This window comes from Clostridium sartagoforme, from assembly GCF_039521405.1.
GTDB lineage: Bacteria > Bacillota > Clostridia > Clostridiales > Clostridiaceae > Clostridium > Clostridium sartagoforme.
Window position 1 is genome coordinate 208,841 of the sequence record NZ_BAAACH010000011.1, and the last position, 18,733, is coordinate 227,573.

Below are 18,733 nucleotides of genomic sequence, written 5' to 3' on the forward strand. Positions count from 1 at the left end.
TAGGATTGTAGATGAGGGAGTGAGAGATTATGAAAAAATACATTATAGCTTTAGACCAAGGTACGACTAGTTCAAGATCAATTGTATTTGATAAGGAACAAAATATTTTAGGTATTAGCCAAAAGGAATTTACACAAATATATCCTAAAGAAGGATGGGTAGAACATGATCCATTAGAAATTTGGGCTACTCAATATGGTGTTCTTCAAGAAGTTATTGCTAAGACAAATATTAGCCAAGATGAAGTAGCAGCAATAGGTATAACAAATCAAAGAGAAACTACAATAGTATGGGACAAGAATACAGGAAACCCTGTATATAATGCAATAGTTTGGCAATGTAGAAGAACTGCAGATATTTGTGATGCTTTAAAAGCTAAAGGGTTAGAGGGATATATAAAAGAAAATACTGGATTAGTTGTTGATGCATATTTTTCAGGAACTAAGATTAAGTGGATATTAGATAATGTAGAGGGTGCAAGAGAAAAGGCAGAAAGAGGAGAATTATTATTTGGTACTGTAGATACATGGCTTGTATGGAAGCTAACTAACGGAAAAGTTCACGTTACAGACTATACAAATGCTTCTAGAACAATGCTTTATAATATAAAAGAATTAAGATGGGACGATAAGATTTTAGAAGAATTAAATATTCCAAAATCAATGTTACCAGAAGTAAGAAATTCATCAGAAGTTTATGGATATACTAACCTTGGTGGTAAGAGTGATATAATGGTTCCTATAGCTGGAATAGCTGGAGATCAGCAATCAGCATTATTTGGACAAACATGCTTTGAAAAGGGAGAAGCTAAAAATACTTATGGAACTGGATGTTTCTTATTAATGAATACAGGAGAAGAAATGGTTGAAAGTAAAAATGGACTTTTAACTACTATTGCAATTGGACTAGGTGGAAAGGTTCAATATGCTTTAGAAGGTTCCGTTTTCGTTGGTGGAGCAGTAGTTCAATGGCTTAGAGATGAATTAAAACTAGTTAATGATTCAGCTGATACTGAATATTTTGCTACTAAGGTTGACGACAATGGAGGAGTTTATATAGTACCGGCTTTTGTTGGACTAGGAGCACCACATTGGGATATGTATGCAAGAGGAGCTATATTTGGTTTAACTAGAGGAGCAAATAGAAACCATTTAATTAGAGCTGCTTTAGAATCTATTGCATATCAAACTAAGGATCTTATAGATGCTATGAGAGAAGATGTAGGAACTGAACTTAAGGGAATAAAGGTAGATGGAGGAGCAAGTAGAAATAAATTCTTAATGCAATTCCAAGCAGATATAGTAGGTACAAATGTAATTAGACCTATAATATCAGAAACTACTGCTTTAGGAGCTGCATGCTTAGCAGGTCTTGCTGTAGGATTCTGGAAGGATAAAGAAGAAATTAAGAAGTTCTGGCATATGTCAGATGAATTTGAGCCACAGTTAGATGCTGATAAAGTTAATAAGTATTATCATGGATGGCAAAAAGCTGTTAAGAGATCATTAAAGTGGGAAGAAGAATAAGATAAAAATAGGGTTGCGAAAGCAACCCTTTTTTTATGAAGAATGTAGAATGAAGAATGTAGAATGAAGGAAAAAACTCCTTTCGGAGTTTATAAAATATTGATAATGGAGAAATTTGTTTTTGAATTTATATTTTAAATGGTCTTCTCAGAAATGGTCAATAGATTTATAATTAGAGCATATTAACCGATCTGGTCAATGGAGGCTGTTATGAATATTAAATTCTTTAATTTACCAATAGATAAACAGCAAAAGATATTAAATGCTGCCTATAAAGTTTTTTCAGAAAACAATTATAAAAAGGCTTCAATGTCTGAAATTGCAAATGAGGGTGGAATATCAAAGTCATTACTGTTTCATTATTTTACCAATAAAAAAGAATTATATATGTATTTATGGAATCACTCTATAGAAATAACAAGGGAAGCTACTTCAAAATATAGTGTCTTAGATACGGAGGATTTTTTTGAAATGTTATATAGGGCATTATCGGCTAAGTGTTCACTTATGAAAAAATATCCTCACATATATGCATTTTCCCTTAATGCCTATTATGAGCAGTTAGCAGATATTGCGGACTCCATTCAGAAAAGTTTTGCAGATGCAACTTTGGATAGTGAAATTAAAGTATTTGAAAAAATAGACACTTCTGTTTTTCGTTCAGATATAGACTTAAAACTTATGTATAAAGAGATAATGTACTCTGTTGATGGATTTATGCTTAATAAGTATCGTTCTCAAAATATAGTTGTTGATGAAATTGAAAAGGAAATGAAATTACTAATAGAATTTTGGAAAAAAGTATATATGCACAATGAACAAGAGAAATAAAAGATAAAAAGTATTTTACCAATAGTGATAATCCCAATAAGGTTAATTTTGAAATTACAAGGTTTATTTATGAAAGGATAGGCTGATTAATATGATAATAAAAGAATATGGAAATGAAAACAAAGAAACTATAATGCTACTTTATGGTGGTGGATTGTCATGGTGGAATTATAAATATGAAATTGAATATTTAAAAAACAATTTTCATATTATTATTCCAATTTTAGATGGACATTCAGGAAGTGATGCAGAATTTATATCTATTGAAGAAAATGCAAGTCGGATCATTGAATATATTGATGAACATTGTAGTGGACATATTCTAATGATGGGAGGGCTTTCTTTGGGTGGACAAATACTTATTGAAATATTATCTCAGAAAAGTGATATTTGTGACTATGCCATTATAGAAAGTGCTTTAACAATACCAATGAAAGTTACTAATAAAATGGTGGATTTTTCTTTTTCTATGTTCTATGGTCTAATTTCAAAAAAGTGGTTTTCAAAGTTGCAATTCAATTCTTTAAAAATTAGAAAAGATTTGTTTAATGAATACTATTATGATAGTTGTAATATTAATAAGGAAAGTCTAATTGCTTTTATGAAAGCTAATACTAAGTATGAGATTAAAAGTACTCTTAAAAATACTTCTGCCAAAGTACTAATATTAGTTGGTGGAAAAGAAAGAGCAATAATGAAAGCTTCAGCTAGAAAAACACAAGAGATAATTAAAGGAAGTAAATTAGAAATATTAGATGGGTATTATCATGGGGAACTAAGCATCAATCACCCAGAGCAATATGTAGAGAAATTAGAAAATCTTATTTTCACCACATCCATCTTAGGCGAATAGAAATATATTAGTCTCATAATTAATATATTATTGGGGTTTCATTTTTTATATTAATAGTTATTTTAAACCAGTACTTAAATTGCCCCCTAACAACTAGTTGTTGTTAGGGGTTAATTATTAAAGGAAATTAGAATTTATCTAAACAGTTATTTCAATTTGATTATCTTCAATACCAATAATGCAGCTTTCATAATAGCCATCTCCAGTAGTTCTTGGACCACTTATAACTTCATAACCATCACTTTTTAATTTAGAAGTTAATTCATTAACCTTTTCCATACTACCTACACTAAAAGCAATGTGAATATATCCAGTACGAGTTAAAGTTTTTTCTCCATTTTCCATTTGTGGTTTATTCATTATCTCTAATCTAGCACCATCATCAAAGGTTAAAAAATAAGACCTAAAATTAGTGTTTTTATTATGATAACAATCATTTGAAGTTGCCCCAAAATACTTAATAAAAAAGTCCTTTGCTTTTTCTAAGTCCTCTACATACATTGCAATATGTTCTATCTTCATAAATACCTCCATAAATTCAATTTATTTGTTATTTAATTATAGCATCCTTTTTAAAGACTTAAATAAGAATTTAGAATTTAGAATTTAGGAGTAACCTCCAAAATCTATGAATAATTTTCATAATTCCGAATCTAATGAGGAATTATTACATTTAGTATATAAGGGGATAGATATTATATTCTGGCGACTTGGAGCTTGCGACGGAGCAAAGAATATAATATCTATCCCTTTTTTTGTTCTATAAAAGAAATAAGAAAATAAATATAGTAGTAAGAAATTAAATATAGTTTATGGGGGAATAATGAAACTTAAGTTTGACTTTAATTTTTTATTACTTGAATTTAGGGATTTATATTATATTTTAGAAAAAATAAGAAAAGAGACTGATTTAAAGGTAATATGCTCAAGGCTAATTAAGGTATTTAAGGAAATAATTATAACAATCCACTTAAATAATAAATTATTTTATAATAGTGAAAATTCACTTGTAGAAAATATCGAATATTTATCTAGAAAAGATATAATTCCATATGAGCTTATGAAATATATAATAAATTATTTAGAAAATTTATATTATATAAGAGATATATTGAATGATGACAATGTGGATATATCAAAAAAATTAGAGTATAAGGATTTATTAAAGGATGAAAAAGTAATTTATAGAGTATGCGTATGGCTTGTAATAAACTGCGGTGAGGAGGATTATTCTCTTTTCTATGATAAGCTAAGTGAAGCTGAAAAAAATGTTTTTAATGAATATTTAAATTATGATGAAAGAGATGAAAATAATTATTCCACAGATTTGTTAAATTCTATAAATGGAATTGAGTACCAAAAGGAAATTGAAGAAGATGAAGAAGATGATGAAATAAATTCAGCAGAAGAATATTTACTAGCAGGAGAATTATATTATTTAGGTAAGAATGTTGAGAAAGACTATTGCAAAGCTAAGGAATACTTTGAAAAAGCAGCAGAAGAAGGTAGCGAATATGCAGAAAGTTATTTAGGACTTTTTTATGAAAAAGGGTATGGCGGAGAAAAGGATATAGAACAGGCTTTATATTGGTATAAGAAGGCTGCCTTAAAAGGAAATTCATTCTCACAATATTCTCTGGGATATATGTATTTTGCAGGAGAAGAAGTAGAAAGGAATTTAGAATATTCTTTTAAGTGGTACAAAGAAGCAGCAGAAAGCGGTTTTGCTCCAGCACAATATGCACTGTCTTATCTTTATAAGAATGGGGAAGGCTGTGAGCAAAGTAATTTCAAAGCATATTATTGGTTAGAGGAATCAGCGGAAAACGATTTTGAAGATGCTTATTATATTTTAGGACAATCCTATCTAGAAGGTAATAATATAGAAACTAATTATAAAAAAGCATTTTTTTATTTGTCTAAGGGAGCAGAAAAAAATGATATTAGTTGCTTAGAAAGTCTAGGGGACATGTATTATTGGGGATTATATGTAGATGAAGATAAGGAAAAAGCATTTTCATTATATGATAAAAGTATAGAAGAAGGCAATACAAGTCTTTACTATAAAGTTGGAAAATTATATGAAGAAGAAAATAAATTTGAAATGGCATTATTAAATTATTTAAAAGGACATAATAATGGAGATTTGAAGTCTACTCAAAGACTTGGAATAATGTATTACAATGGAGAAATAGTTGAAATAGATAAAAGAAAAGCATTAACTTATATGAAGTTAGCTACAGAAAGTGAAGATCCACACTCACTTTATGTTATAGGTATAGCATATCTAAAGGATGACAGAAAAAAAGGAATAAAATATTTAAAATTGGCTTATGATAAAGGTTCTTATAATGCAGCAGAGGCTCTTGCAAGCGAATACTTACTAGATTTAGTAAATGAAAAGAAAATAAATGAAGATGAATTGTTAGAATATATAACTACAGCTAAAGAACATGAAATGGTAGAAGCAATATATTACTATGGATTACTTCATGTTTATGGAGCATGTGTAGAAAAAAACAATGAAAAAGCCTTTAAATACTTTTTAGAAGCAGCTGAAAAGGGATCTGAAAAGGCAATGATAAAGCTTGGGCATTGGTACAAACATGGAATATTCGTTAAAGCAAATTCAAGAGAAGCAATAGAATGGTATAAAAATGCAGCAGAAAATTATAATACAGAAGCTTTATTAAATATAATAGAGATTCATGAAAAAGGAATAGGAATAGATAAAAATTATAAAAAAGCTTTAGAGGGAGCATATCTTTTAAAGGAAATTAATATTGTTGAAGGAAACTTGAAATTAGCATATTATTATTTAAAGGGAATAGGTGTACAGGCATCTAAAGAAGAGGCCGGTAAATATATAGAAGAATTATTGATATTAGATGAAGGAAAAGCTTTCAATTTTTTAGGAGAGCTAGCAGAAGAAAATTTGTTTGATAAAAAAGAAGAGGATGCAGTAGAGTATTATTTAAAGGCTATTTCCCTAGGTGAAACTAAAGCATATTCAAATTTAGAATATTATTTATATAAAAGAGGAAGAAGCATAGATGAGTTTGAAAATTTAGAGAAAACTATAGAAAAAATAAATTATAAACTTGATAGAGGAAAGAGTATTTTCATAGAGGGAAAAAATAAAATAGAGCAAGGTAAAAGAGATAATAACTACAGTTTAATAAAAGAAGGAATTAAGCAGTTAAAGAAAAGTGTACATTTAGGGTTCTATGATGCTATAAAAGATATAATAGATTATTATGAAAATGAGGAAAAAACTAAAAGTAACTTAATTGAATTGTTTAAATATAAGCAAAAGTCAGTTTATTATGGAATAAGCAATTAAAGAGAATGAAGAGACTTTATCAGAATTTTAATATAAATTCTGATAAAGTCTCTTATATATCTTATAAAAAGGAATTCCATGAAGTTTTTATAAGATACTTCGAAATTTTAATAAAATATTGATTATTAATTTATTATGTTAAGCATATGTAGCATTAATGCCAATATATAATTATATGATTCTAAAAAATATATAATGATAAAAAATATAATAATTATGTATTTAAAAAATATTTATTGAAGAAATTTAAAAATTAACAATATAATTATCTTAATAAAATAAAATTTCAAAAAATTAAAAAAATATTGAAATAAAAAAATATTAGTGTATAATAGAATTATAGTTAAGGTAAAATAATACAACTTAAATGTAAAACGATATCAGGAGGTAATAATTATGGCAGAAGATATGGAAGTAATAATATTTGAAATTATTAGTCAAGGTGGTACAGCAAAAGGATTAGCTTATGAAGCTTTAGCAGCGGCAGAAGATGGAGACTTTGATAAGGCAGAAGAGTTATTAAAAGAAGCAGATGTATGCTTAGGAGAAGCACATAAGATACAAACTAGTATAATCCAAGCAGAAGCAAGAGGCGAAAAAACAGAAGTATCAGTATTATTTGTACATGCTCAAGATCATTTAATGACAGCAATTGAAGCCAAAACTTTAATTGAACACATTATAAAGTTACACAAAAAAATTGCAGATAAATAATAATTTGAAATTTATAGTTAAAGGAGGTATTTAAACTTATGGGAAGAAAATCTGTTGTTAGTGATTTAAAAGCCAAAAGAACAGATTATAATATACCAACCTTTGGATATAAAAGTGCTTTAGTAATATTATTAGGAGCTATAACTGGAACCATAATATTACCAATGCTTTTAAGTACTTTAGGTGTAAGTACAAATTTTAGTATATTGCTAGGAAATACATTTATAACAAGTTTTGCTATTACTTATTCAAGATATTTTATAGAAACTAAAAAGGGATATTGTAAAGCTTTTTGGATGAATTATGCATTTTTTGCATTTTCTTTTGGAATTATATCATATTTATGGAAATACTTAAATTTCTTCATATAACTTAAGGGTTATGAAACATAATTTCATAAAATTTAAAAAAACATGAAAGAAAATATTGAATAATTTTTGAAAACGATTTATAATAAAGACAAAGAATTCATATTATAAAAATTATTCTAATAATTAGAAAAATTAAAAAATTGGAGGTATTATTTATGAAAGTTTTATTTGTATGCTCACAAGGAATGTCAAGTGCCATAGCAGTAAATGCGCTAAAGAAAGAAGCAGAAAAAAATGGTGTATCAATGGAAGTAAAAGCTGTAAGTACACAAGAATTTGAAGAAGAAGTTAAAGAAGGTTATGACGTAGCAATGGTGGCACCACAAGTTAGACATCGTTTTGATTATTTAAAAGAATATGCAGATGCAGCTAATGTTCCATGTGCATTAATACAGCCTCAAGCTTATAGCCCATTAGGTGGACCAAAGCTATTAAAACAAGTTAAAGATCTTGTAGAAGCTAAATAGTTTTATACAAGCTTTAAATAAATTTACTTTTCATTTTATTTTATTTATTATAAGGGGGAATCAGTTTATGAACAATTTTGCTGAATTTTTAGATAAGAAATTATCTACGCCAATGGCAAAATTAGCAGAGCAACGTCATTTGCGTGCTGTGCGTGATGGTATTATAGCTACATTACCATTAATCATTGTTGGATCATTTTTCTTAATAATCGCAAACCCACCACTTCCAGAAGCATGGGGAATTACTAAAACATTAAAGGCTAATGCCGCAACAATAGTACTTCCTTTTAGAATGACAATGTATATTATGACAATTTATGCTTGTTGGGGAATAGGATATAGTTTAGCTAGATCTTATAAACTTGACGGAGTTACTGGAGGTACATTATCAGCAGCAGCATTTTTCTTAACACTTGTACCAAAGAGTGCAGCAGCATTAGCTCCAGAGTTAATGGAAATAGTTAAGGGAAATCCAGATCTTTTAAAATGGTATCAAGGAGTACCTCAAGGATTCCAAATGCCTATGGCAAACATGGGTGGAGGCGGAATGTTCGTTGGTATTATAGTATCAATACTTGCAGTTGAAATATTTAGATTTACAAATAAAAGTGGATTTAAAATTTCAATGCCAGAACAAGTTCCACCATCAGTTGCAAGAAGTTTTGAAGCGCTAACACCAGCAGCAATTATAGTTTTATTAATAGGCTCAATAACTTACTATGCAAAATTTGATTGGCATGGATTTGTTGGAAAGCTAGTTGCACCATTAGTATCAGCTTCTGATACATTACCAAGTGTTTGGATATTAGTACTATTAGTTACATTCTTCTGGTCATTTGGTATCCACGGTGTGTCAATAGTTGGATCTATTGCAAGACCATTATGGTTAGTTTTATTAGAACAAAATTCAACTGCAGCAGCTGCTGGACAAACTTTACCAGCAATAGCAGCAGAACCTTTCTTCCAATGGTTTATATGGATTGGAGGATCAGGATGTACAATAGGATTAGTTATATGTTTAGCGATATTTGCTAAATCAAGTTATGCTAAACAACTAGGAAGAGTTGCTTTAGTTCCAGGTATATTTAATATTAATGAGCCAATTATATTTGGTGCACCAGTAGTTTTAAACCCAACATTAATAATACCATTTATAATTACTCCATTAGTAACAGGAACATTAGCATGGATTGCTACATCTGTAGGATTAGTATCTAGAGTTATAGTAACAGCACCTTGGACATTACCAGGACCAATTGGAGCATTTATAGCAACAAATGACTGGAGAGCGGCAGTACTAAATGTAGTTTGTATAATAATTTCAGTAGTAATTTATTATCCATTTGTTAAAATGTATGATAAGAAGTTATTACAAGAAGAACAAGGCGAAGCTATAGCTGAATAAAATAAGAATCATTAGAGTGGTGAAGAAATTCACCACTTTATTTTAAAAAAATTTAGAGGTGAACAATATGGGAAAGTTAGGAATATCAATTTACTCAGAAAAAACAACAGAGGAAGCAATATATAAATATATAGATACAGCTAGTGAATATGGATTTAGTAGAATATTTTCCTGTTTACTTTCAGTAAATGATACTAAAGAAAATATAAAAAATAAATTTAAAAAAATAAATGAATATGCAAAATTGAAGGGCTTTGAAATTATAGTAGATGTAAGTCCAAGAGTTTTTGACGAATTAGGAATAAGCTATAAAGATTTAAGCTTCTTTAAAGAAATTGGAGCAGATGGACTTAGGTTAGATATGGGATTCACTGGTTCAGAAGAATCATTAATGACTTTTAATGATGAAAATCTTAAAATTGAAATCAATATGAGTAATAATACTAATTATATAGATACAATAATTGATTATATGCCTAATAAAGATAATTTAATTGCTTGTCATAACTTCTATCCACATAGATATAGCGGTTTAAATTTTGAACATTTCATGAAATGTACAGAAAGATTTAATAAGCATGGATTAAGAACAGCTGCGTTTATAACAAGTCAAAATGAAGGAACATTTGGTCCTTGGCCAGTTACAGATGGGCTTCCTACATTAGAACTTCATCGTAACTTACCAATAGAAGTTCAAGCAAAGCATTTAATAGCTTTAGGTAATATAAATGACATAATAATATCAAATTGTTATCCTACAGAAGAAGAAATGAAAAAGCTAGGTACTATGAGAAAAGATATGGTAACCTTCGATGTTTATCTTGAAGAGTCTACCCCAGAAATAGAAAGAAAAATATTATTTGAAGAAAAGCACTTTAATCGTGGAGACTTTTCAGATAATTTAATTAGATCAACACAAAGCAGAGTTAAGTATAAAGGACATAAGTTTGAACTATTTAATGCACCAGAAATAATAAAAAGAGGTGATATAGTAATAGAGAGCAGTGAATATGGTCATTATGCTGGCGAACTTCAAATTGCATTAAGTGATATGAAGAATAGTGGAAAATCTAATGTTGTAGGACATATTAAAGAAGATGAAATATTTATTTTAGATTATATAAAACCATGGCAAAAATTCAACTTCAACTTAATCAAGTAATTGGAGGTTAATTTATGTATTTTTTAGGGATAGATGGTGGCGGTACTAAAACATGCTTCACATTAATAAATGAAAATGGAAAAGTTATTAATAGAGTTATAAAGGGAACTTGTCATCCAGCTCAAATAGGATTTACTAATCTAGAGATATTATTAACAGAAGGATTAGAAGAAATAATAAAGTCTAGTAATATTTCTAAAGAAGAAATTACAAAAAGTTATTTAGGATTAGCTGGCTATGGAATAGTAAAAGAAATTGCAGAAGGAATAGCACAGGTTGTTTCTAGAGTATTTAGTAAAATGGATTATATCTTAAATAATGATGTAAGAGTTGCAATAGCAGGTGCATTAGCAGGCGAGGATGGTATTAATGTTGTCGCTGGTACAGGTTCAATAGCATTAGCATTAAAAGATGAAAAAGTCTTAAGATGTGGTGGATGGGGCTACTCTATAGGTGATGAAGCTTCAGCATATTGGATAGGTAAAAAAGCATTAGCTTTATTTAGTAAACAAAGTGATGGAAGATTAGAAAAAGCACCATTATATGAAATATTTAAAAAGGAACTTGGATTAAAGACAGATTTTGAAATAGTTTCTTATGTAAATGAAAAATTAAAAGGTGATAGAGGTGAAATAGCAAAGCTTGCTAAATTATGCTCTGATGCTGCAAAATCAGGAGATGAGGGTGCAATAGCAATATTTAATGAAGCTGCTATAGAACTTTCACAAATGATAAGAACATTAGCAAAAAATTATGATGAAAATGTAGTAAAAGTATCATATACAGGTGGAGTATTCAAAAGTGGAGATTTAATTCTAAAACCATTAAGAGAAAACTTAAAAGGATGCAATATTGAGTTAGTAGAGCCACAGTTAGATCCAGATTTGGGTGCATGTTTGCTTGCATATATTAATTCAGGAAATAAGATTACTAAAGAAATGATAATAAAAATGAAAGAATGAGAAATTCAAAAAAATAATTTAGGTAATCTGAATTATAGGAAAAAATGAAGAAGTTATGTAAATAAAAAGAGAAATTCTTCCGAATTTCTCTTTTTATTTTTTAAAATTTCAAGGCATTTATTTCTTAATTCTTTCACTGAAATTTCAAATATTTATTTAAAATGAATTTTCATTTTCCATTATTAATTACATAAAATCATAATCAACAGTGATTACACAATTGTATTGTGGATGTTCTTTTTTTATAGATGTCTTTATATCAGCTATCATTTTTTCTTGTTTTTTCTTATTTCCTGATTCTGAAGCTTCTAAGACTATATCAAATATCAAGTTTTTAATATCGCCTTCGCCAACTATTCTAAAATCATGCATTGATTTTATTTCAGGATATTTTCTAAGAATTTTTTCAACGTAATCCCAAGTTTCTTTTATTTCATCTGTAAGAACACAAATTGGATCCATATGAATTACTAAATGTAAATTTAAATCTGTTGATATTTCTCTTTCAGCTTTATCTATTACGTTATGAATTTCCATTATATCTACATCCGCTGGAATTTCAGCATGTAATGAGGCTATAATTCTTCCAGGACCGTAGTTATGGACTATTAAATCATGAACTCCTGATATAAGTGGATAAGCTAATACTTTTTCATATAGTTCATTTACAAGTTCTGGATCTGGTGCTTCTCCAAGTAAGGGATTTAAAGTTTCTCTAACTAATCCAAAGCCAGCATATAAAATTGCTAGTGCAACAAATATACCAATATATCCATCTATAGGAAGACTTGTGAATTTAGCAAGTAAAAATGAGATTACAACTGTACTGGAAGTAAAAACATCACCTAAAGCATCTGTAGCAGCTGCTTTTAATGCAGAAGAATTAATTTTGTTTCCTATAAATCTATTAAAGGTTGAAAGCCATACTTTAAATCCAATTGAAATTAAAAGCAAGATAAATGGTATCAATTCAAAAGTTATAACTTCGGGATTCATAATTCTTTCAATAGAGGATTTAACAAATTGTACACCAACAAGCATTACCATGAAAGCAACTAAAAGCGCTGATAAATATTCTATTCTACCATGTCCAAATGGATGCTCCGCATCAGCAGGCTTGTTTGACATTTTGAAACCAATAATAGTAATTATAGATGAAGCAGCATCAGATAAATTATTAAAGGCATCTGCAGAAATCGCAATTGATCCAACTAGCATACCAACTGAAAATTTTATTACAAACAAAATAAAATTAATTATAATTCCAATAACTCCACCTAAAGTACCATAAGAATTACGTACCTTTGGATTTTTTGTATCTTCATTATTTTTAACAAATGACTTAACTAAAAAATTAGAAATCACAGTATCACTCCTATCTATATAATATTTTCCCAAGTAGTTATTTATATATTCAAACTTTTTCAATATGAAATAGATTCATGTTATTATTCTATTTAAAATTTATTATATTATTAATTAAATTAAAAGATATAAGAATTATTATATACTAAAATTTACTAATTTCAATTACAATAAAATTGAAAAAAATTACATTGGTGAAATATTATGCAAAGTAATTACGTTATTATATATGAGAGTAATTTGATATATAGGGGGAGGACTATAATTGATACATATTCAAAGAAAATTTTCAAGAAGTTAGAATTAAATAGATTTAAGATATAAAAAAGGTATGTTAAAATTTACTAAGTTCAATTATAATAAAAGTTATAAATAGATTTATTTTGCTTCGCAAAATACAACAAACGGGAGGTAAACAAATGGAAAGAGAATTAGCATTAGATTTAGTAGACTTTTTATATAAGAGTCCAACAGCATATCACTCAGTTGAAACTATAAAAGAAAGATTAGATTTAAATGGTTTTAGTGAAGTAAAAGAAAGTGAAAAATGGAACTTACAAAAAGAAGGTAAGTATTATGTTATAAAAAATGATTCAGCACTTATTGCATTCATTATTGGGAATGGAGATGTTGAAGAAGATGGATTTAAATTAATAGGAGCACATACTGATTCACCAGGATTTAGAGTAAAAGCAAATCCAGAAATGGTTTCAGAAGGAAAGTATTTAAAGTTAAATACTGAAGTTTATGGTGGCCCTATACTTTATACTTGGTTTGATAGACCTTTAGGTTTAGCAGGAAAAGTAACATTAAAAGGACAATCATCTTTAAAGCCAGAAGTAAAGCTTGTTAATATTAATAAGCCGCTTCTTATAATACCAAGTGTTGCTATTCATATGAATAGAACAGTAAATGAAGGGTTTAATATAAATAAACAAAAAGATACATTACCTTTATTAAGCCTTATAAATGATAAATTTGAGAAAGATGGATTCTTAGTTAATGTCTTAGCCGATGAATTAAAAGTTGATGCAAATGAAATATTAGGATTTGATTTAGGATTATATGAAGTAGAAAAGGGCGCTTTAATAGGATTAAATGAAGAGTTTATATCAGCTGGTAGATTAGATGATATGTGGATGGTTTATACAGGAATTCAAGCTTTAATAGATAGTAAAGTAAACAAATCAACTAAGGTTATGGTTTGTATGGATAATGAAGAAATAGGAAGTCTTACAGCTCAAGGAGCAAACTCAGCATTATTATTAAATATTTTAGAAAGAATAACTTTATCATTAGGAAAAGATAGAGAAGGAATGCATAGAGCATTAGCAAATTCAATAATGATTTCAGCTGATTTAGCTCATGCAGTACATCCAAATGCCGAAGAAAAACATGACCCAACAAATAGACCAGTTTTAGGCGAAGGACCAGTATTAAAGACTGCTGCTTCAGGAAGCTATAGTACAGATAGTTATAATGCAGCTATTTTTGAAGGACTTTGCAAAAAAGCAGAAGTTCCATATCAAAAATTCTTTAACAGATCAGATGTTAGAGGAGGAACAACTATAGGCCCTATAACATCATCATTATTAACAATTCCTGTTATGGATATGGGTGCACCTTTACTTTCAATGCACTCAATAAGAGAATTAGCATCAGTAAAAGATAATTCCTATACTATAAAGTTATTTACTGAATTCTATAATTCTTAATATATATGACTTAGATTTAAATATTAGTAATTAAATACAAACAATTACTCAAGAAACTCAGTTAAAACTGAGTTTCTTTTTTACTATAAGGAAATTATAAAAAGTTTATCAGTGTATGGCTATTTATAATTTCTTTCTTTTAGTTTTCCAGTAGGCATATGTAAGTTTGTGTTGAGCTGGAGTAAAGCTATGGAATAAGCCAATTTACATATATCTACTTTTTATTACAAATAATTAATTATAAACATAATAATTTGCTTTGTCAATGTCATGAAATGAAATAAAGTTTCATAACAAAACTATTGAAATATCATTTCAGATATGATAATATAATGTTGTAATGAAAACGTAGTCAAAATATTTTGAAAGTTATACTTAGTTTGGAGGTATTATATGAAAAAAATAGATTTAGAAAAATTAACAACTGAAAGTAGAAATCAAAATACCTTAGATATAGATAAGGTTTCAACCTTAGAAATGGTAAAGAAGATTAATGCTGAAGATAAGAAAGTTGCAGAAGCAGTAGAAGTAGAACTTCCAAAAATTGCAGAAGCTATAGATGGAATAGTTAAAGGTATGCACAAAGGAGGTAGACTAATTTATATAGGTGCAGGAACATCAGGAAGACTTGGAATATTAGATGCATCAGAATGTCCACCAACATATGGAGTTTCAGAAGAATTAGTTCAAGGAATTATAGCAGGAGGACAGGAAGCAATCTTCAGAGCAAAAGAAGGGGCAGAAGATTCGAGAGAATTGGCTGTTGAAGACTTAAAAGCTAAGAGTTTAAATGAAAATGATACAGTAGTTGGATTAGCTGCATCAGGTAGAACACCTTATGTAATAGGCGGACTTGAGTATGCTAATGAAGTTGGAGCATTAACAGTAGCAGTTACTTGTAATGCAGGTTCAGAAGTTTCAAAAGCAGCTAAAATTTCAATAGCACCAGTAGTAGGGGCAGAGGTAGTTACAGGTTCAACAAGATTAAAATCTGGAACAGCTCAAAAATTAGTTTTAAATATGCTATCAACAGGAGTAATGATAAAGCTTGGAAAAGTTTATGGAAACTTAATGGTAGATGTAAGAGCAACAAATGCTAAATTAGTTGAAAGAGCTAAAAAGATAGTTTGTGAAGCTACTGGCGTAGATAGAGAAGAAGCAGAACAATTCTTAATAGAAACAAATTTTGATGTTAAGCTTTCAATATTTATGATATTATCAAAGCTAAATAAAGATGAAGCTAAAAATATCCTAGATAATAATAATGGATATATAGCAGAAGCTTTAAAAAGCATAAATTAATAAAAAATTACAAAATATAAGTAAAAAATAATACAATAAGATGGAGGGACTTAAAATGACAAATGCTGAAATTGCTAAAAATTTAGTTGAATTACTAGGCGGGAAAGAAAATATAAAATCAGTTGCTAATTGTATGACTCGTTGCAGATTAGAACTTAGAGATTACTCAAAAGCTGACATGGAAAAAATAAAGAAGTCAGAAGGAGCTTTAGGAGTTGTTAATGCAGAAGGTCAATTACAAGTAATATACGGACCAGGTAAGGTTAATAAAGTTACAGCTGAGGTTAGCAAAATAGTTGGTAAACCTGTTCTTTTAGGAGAAGATGCTGTTAAGGCAACAAAAGAAAAATTAAAAGAAAAAAATGATACAAAGTTTAAAAATTTACTTAAGAAATTAGGAAATGTATTTATACCATTAATACCTTTATTTGTGGCATGTGGACTTGTACTTGCTGTAAATAATATTTGTAATGTGCAATTTGGAGATGCTTATAAGACAACTACAGCAGCTCAAATTATAGGACTTGTTGGTAATGGTGTATTCTCAATATTATCAATTTTAGTAGGTGTAAATGCAGCCAAAGAATTTGGTTCAGATATGCCAATGATGGGTGGAGTATTAGGTGGAATACTTTCATCAGCAGCACTAGCTAATATTACACTTTTTGGAAAGCCTTTAACACCAGGTAGAGGTGGAATTATATCAGTTATATTAGTTGTTGTTCTATCAGTTTATATAGAAAAAGCTTGTAGAAAAGTTGTACCAGATGTATTAGATTTATTTGTAACACCATTAGTTACATTAACTGTATCAGTACTTGCAGCATTATTTATTCTTCAACCAGTAGGTGGAGCTATATCAGATTCAATAGGTACTTTAGTTGCTCAAACAATTGCATCAGACAATATGGTTATATCAGTAATTTCAGGAGCAGTTTCAGGTGCTTTATTCTTACCACTAGTTATGACTGGAATGCACCAAGCATTAACACCAATACATGCAGATTTAATAGCTAATGCAGGATTTACAGTATTACTTCCAATATTAGCAACAGCAGGTATGGCACAAGTAGGAGCTACTATAGCAGTACTTAGAAGAACTAAAAATGAAAGATTAAAGAAGACAGCTAAAAATGGATTAGTACCAGGATTCTTAGGAATCGGAGAACCTTTAATATACGGTATAACATTACCACTTGGAAAACCATTCTTAGGAGCTTGTTTAGGAGCTGGAGTTGGTGGAGCTGTAATGGCAATCTTCAAGGTTGGAGCAGTAGCAATGGGAGTATCAGGATTACCACTAGCATTATTAATAGCTAATGGAAAGATGTTTGTATTCTTAATTGGAGTAGTTGTATCATATATAGCAGGATATATATTCACAGAAATGCTTGGATTTGAAGACCCTGTTGAATAATTTACAATTTACAATTGACAATTGACAATTAATGAAATAATTCAGACGAGCTGAATTATGAAAATTTAATAGTAAAGAAAAACTAATGTAGATAGAGAAATTTGCAAGAATTTCTCTATCTAATTTTTATAATTAAGCATACGCTTAATTATTTCATCTTTAATTTTTTTCATTTTTTAATTAAAAACTGGAGGTTTTTTTATGTATTATGGATTTTCTGTTTATTTCGGACTTGATAACACAAAAGAAGAAAATATTCAATTATTAAAGGATGCGCATAGTTTAGGTTTTGGCAGAATATTTACGTCTCTTCATATACCGGAAGCTAATTATGAAGTTTTAAAGGTAGAAGTTAGAGAGTTTTTTAATTTAGCTAAAGAATATGACATGGATATAATTAGTGACATATCTCCCAATACTTTTAAATTTCTTGATTTAGAAGATATGGATTTAAAAGGATTAAGGGATATGGGAGTAAAAACCATTAGAATTGATTTTGGTTATAGTGAAGAAAATATAGCTAAAATGAGTAGAAATGAATATGGTATAAAAATTCAATTAAATGCTTCAACTATTACTGAAAGATTTTTTGAAGAACTTGATAAATACTCTCCAAATTATAGTAATATAGATGCTTTGCATAACTTTTATCCTAGAATTGGAACTGGGATATCTGAAGAATGCATGATAGATAAAAATAGAATTCTTAAAAAGAGAGGAATAAAGCCTTGCGCATTTGTTCAATCAAACAACAGGAAAAGAAGTCCATTAAAAGATGGACTGCCAACTCTTGAAGATCATAGAGGATTAAGTGTAAAAGAAGCTGCAAATCACTTATTTGCCTTAGAAAATGAATCTGTTTTTATAGGGGATTCTCTTCCTACTTATGAGGAATTAAAAGATTTATCATCATTAAAGCAGGATGTTGTAGAGCTAGATATAGAAATAAAAACTAATGATGAATTAATTCTTAGAATTTTAAATAATATTTATTCATCAAGAACAGATGAAGCAAGAGATGCTATAAGAGCAAGTGAAAGTAGACTTATTTTAGAAGGTGGTATTATAGAGCCTTTTAATACAGTAAGTAAGAAATATGGAGATATATCTATAGATAATAAAGACTATATGAGGTATATGGGAGAGCTTGAAATATTAAAAAGAAATCAAGATGCAGATCCTAGAACAAATATTGTAGCTTCTGTTTTACAAAAGGACTTTTATTTATTAAAATATATATGTAACGGAAAAAAATTTCATTTCAATATAATTAATAAATAAGTCAAAAAGATGGTAGGGT

Annotated in this window: 17 protein-coding genes; 15 read left to right on the forward strand and 2 right to left on the reverse strand. The window is 28.8% G+C overall.

Annotated elements, in window-relative coordinates:
• The first annotated feature begins 29 nt into the window (after positions 1-29).
• From glpK to ABDZ60_RS04620, 3 genes are all read left to right on the forward strand, one after another.
• The gene (glpK, locus tag ABDZ60_RS04610) at positions 30-1,526 is read left to right on the forward strand and encodes a glycerol kinase GlpK (RefSeq protein ID WP_343776425.1); all 1,497 of its coding nucleotides are present in this window, start codon (positions 30-32) and stop codon (positions 1,524-1,526) included.
• A gap of 210 nt (positions 1,527-1,736) precedes the next feature.
• Positions 1,737-2,357, forward strand: a complete 621-nt coding sequence (locus ABDZ60_RS04615; protein ID WP_047000167.1) for a TetR/AcrR family transcriptional regulator — start codon at positions 1,737-1,739, stop codon at positions 2,355-2,357.
• A gap of 91 nt (positions 2,358-2,448) precedes the next feature.
• A complete protein-coding gene (locus tag ABDZ60_RS04620) occupies positions 2,449-3,210 on the forward strand; it encodes an alpha/beta fold hydrolase (RefSeq protein ID WP_016205677.1) in 762 nt (253 codons plus the stop codon).
• 138 nt (positions 3,211-3,348) lie between these two features.
• Here the strand turns inward: ABDZ60_RS04620 and ABDZ60_RS04625 are convergent, their stop codons facing one another.
• The gene (locus tag ABDZ60_RS04625) at positions 3,349-3,732 is read right to left on the reverse strand and encodes a VOC family protein (protein WP_016205676.1); all 384 of its coding nucleotides are present in this window, start codon (positions 3,730-3,732) and stop codon (positions 3,349-3,351) included.
• Between the two features lie 106 nt (positions 3,733-3,838).
• Between ABDZ60_RS04625 and ABDZ60_RS04630 the strand changes: the two genes are divergently transcribed.
• From ABDZ60_RS04630 to ABDZ60_RS04665, 8 genes are all read left to right on the forward strand, one after another.
• A complete protein-coding gene (locus ABDZ60_RS04630; RefSeq protein ID WP_343776429.1) occupies positions 3,839-3,976 on the forward strand; it encodes a hypothetical protein in 138 nt (45 codons plus the stop codon).
• A 57-nt stretch (positions 3,977-4,033) separates the two neighbouring features.
• A complete protein-coding gene (locus tag ABDZ60_RS04635) occupies positions 4,034-6,553 on the forward strand; it encodes a tetratricopeptide repeat protein (protein ID WP_047000168.1) in 2,520 nt (839 codons plus the stop codon).
• 396 nt (positions 6,554-6,949) lie between these two features.
• Positions 6,950-7,267, forward strand: coding sequence for a PTS lactose/cellobiose transporter subunit IIA (locus ABDZ60_RS04640; RefSeq protein WP_047000169.1), 318 nt, complete (start codon positions 6,950-6,952; stop codon positions 7,265-7,267).
• Between the two features lie 38 nt (positions 7,268-7,305).
• The gene (locus ABDZ60_RS04645; protein WP_343776432.1) at positions 7,306-7,638 is read left to right on the forward strand and encodes a hypothetical protein; all 333 of its coding nucleotides are present in this window, start codon (positions 7,306-7,308) and stop codon (positions 7,636-7,638) included.
• A 155-nt stretch (positions 7,639-7,793) separates the two neighbouring features.
• A complete protein-coding gene (locus tag ABDZ60_RS04650; RefSeq protein WP_047000171.1) occupies positions 7,794-8,105 on the forward strand; it encodes a PTS sugar transporter subunit IIB in 312 nt (103 codons plus the stop codon).
• Positions 8,106-8,172: 67 nt separating this feature from the next.
• Positions 8,173-9,510 carry a PTS sugar transporter subunit IIC gene (locus ABDZ60_RS04655; RefSeq protein WP_047000172.1) on the forward strand — a complete coding sequence of 446 codons (1,338 nt, stop codon included), beginning with the start codon at positions 8,173-8,175 and terminating at the stop codon, positions 9,508-9,510.
• Between the two features lie 67 nt (positions 9,511-9,577).
• The gene (locus ABDZ60_RS04660; RefSeq protein ID WP_047000173.1) at positions 9,578-10,672 is read left to right on the forward strand and encodes a DUF871 domain-containing protein; all 1,095 of its coding nucleotides are present in this window, start codon (positions 9,578-9,580) and stop codon (positions 10,670-10,672) included.
• A gap of 14 nt (positions 10,673-10,686) precedes the next feature.
• A complete protein-coding gene (locus ABDZ60_RS04665) occupies positions 10,687-11,634 on the forward strand; it encodes an N-acetylglucosamine kinase (protein WP_343776436.1) in 948 nt (315 codons plus the stop codon).
• A gap of 186 nt (positions 11,635-11,820) precedes the next feature.
• Here the strand turns inward: ABDZ60_RS04665 and ABDZ60_RS04670 are convergent, their stop codons facing one another.
• Positions 11,821-12,999, reverse strand: a complete 1,179-nt coding sequence (locus tag ABDZ60_RS04670; RefSeq protein ID WP_343776438.1) for a cation diffusion facilitator family transporter — start codon at positions 12,997-12,999, stop codon at positions 11,821-11,823.
• A 419-nt stretch (positions 13,000-13,418) separates the two neighbouring features.
• Between ABDZ60_RS04670 and ABDZ60_RS04675 the strand changes: the two genes are divergently transcribed.
• The 4 genes from ABDZ60_RS04675 (at position 13,419) to ABDZ60_RS04690 (ending at position 18,714) form a co-directional block, all read left to right on the forward strand.
• Positions 13,419-14,714, forward strand: coding sequence for a M18 family aminopeptidase (locus ABDZ60_RS04675; RefSeq protein ID WP_016205670.1), 1,296 nt, complete (start codon positions 13,419-13,421; stop codon positions 14,712-14,714).
• Between the two features lie 393 nt (positions 14,715-15,107).
• Entirely contained in the window at positions 15,108-16,016 is a 909-nt protein-coding gene (gene murQ, locus ABDZ60_RS04680; protein ID WP_047000997.1) for an N-acetylmuramic acid 6-phosphate etherase, read from the forward strand.
• A 55-nt stretch (positions 16,017-16,071) separates the two neighbouring features.
• The gene (locus ABDZ60_RS04685) at positions 16,072-17,433 is read left to right on the forward strand and encodes a PTS transporter subunit EIIC (protein WP_016205668.1); all 1,362 of its coding nucleotides are present in this window, start codon (positions 16,072-16,074) and stop codon (positions 17,431-17,433) included.
• Positions 17,434-17,634: 201 nt separating this feature from the next.
• Positions 17,635-18,714: a MupG family TIM beta-alpha barrel fold protein gene (locus ABDZ60_RS04690; protein WP_343776444.1), complete on the forward strand. Its 1,080-nt coding sequence runs from the start codon at positions 17,635-17,637 to the stop codon at positions 18,712-18,714.
• Positions 18,715-18,733: the final 19 nt, after the last annotated feature.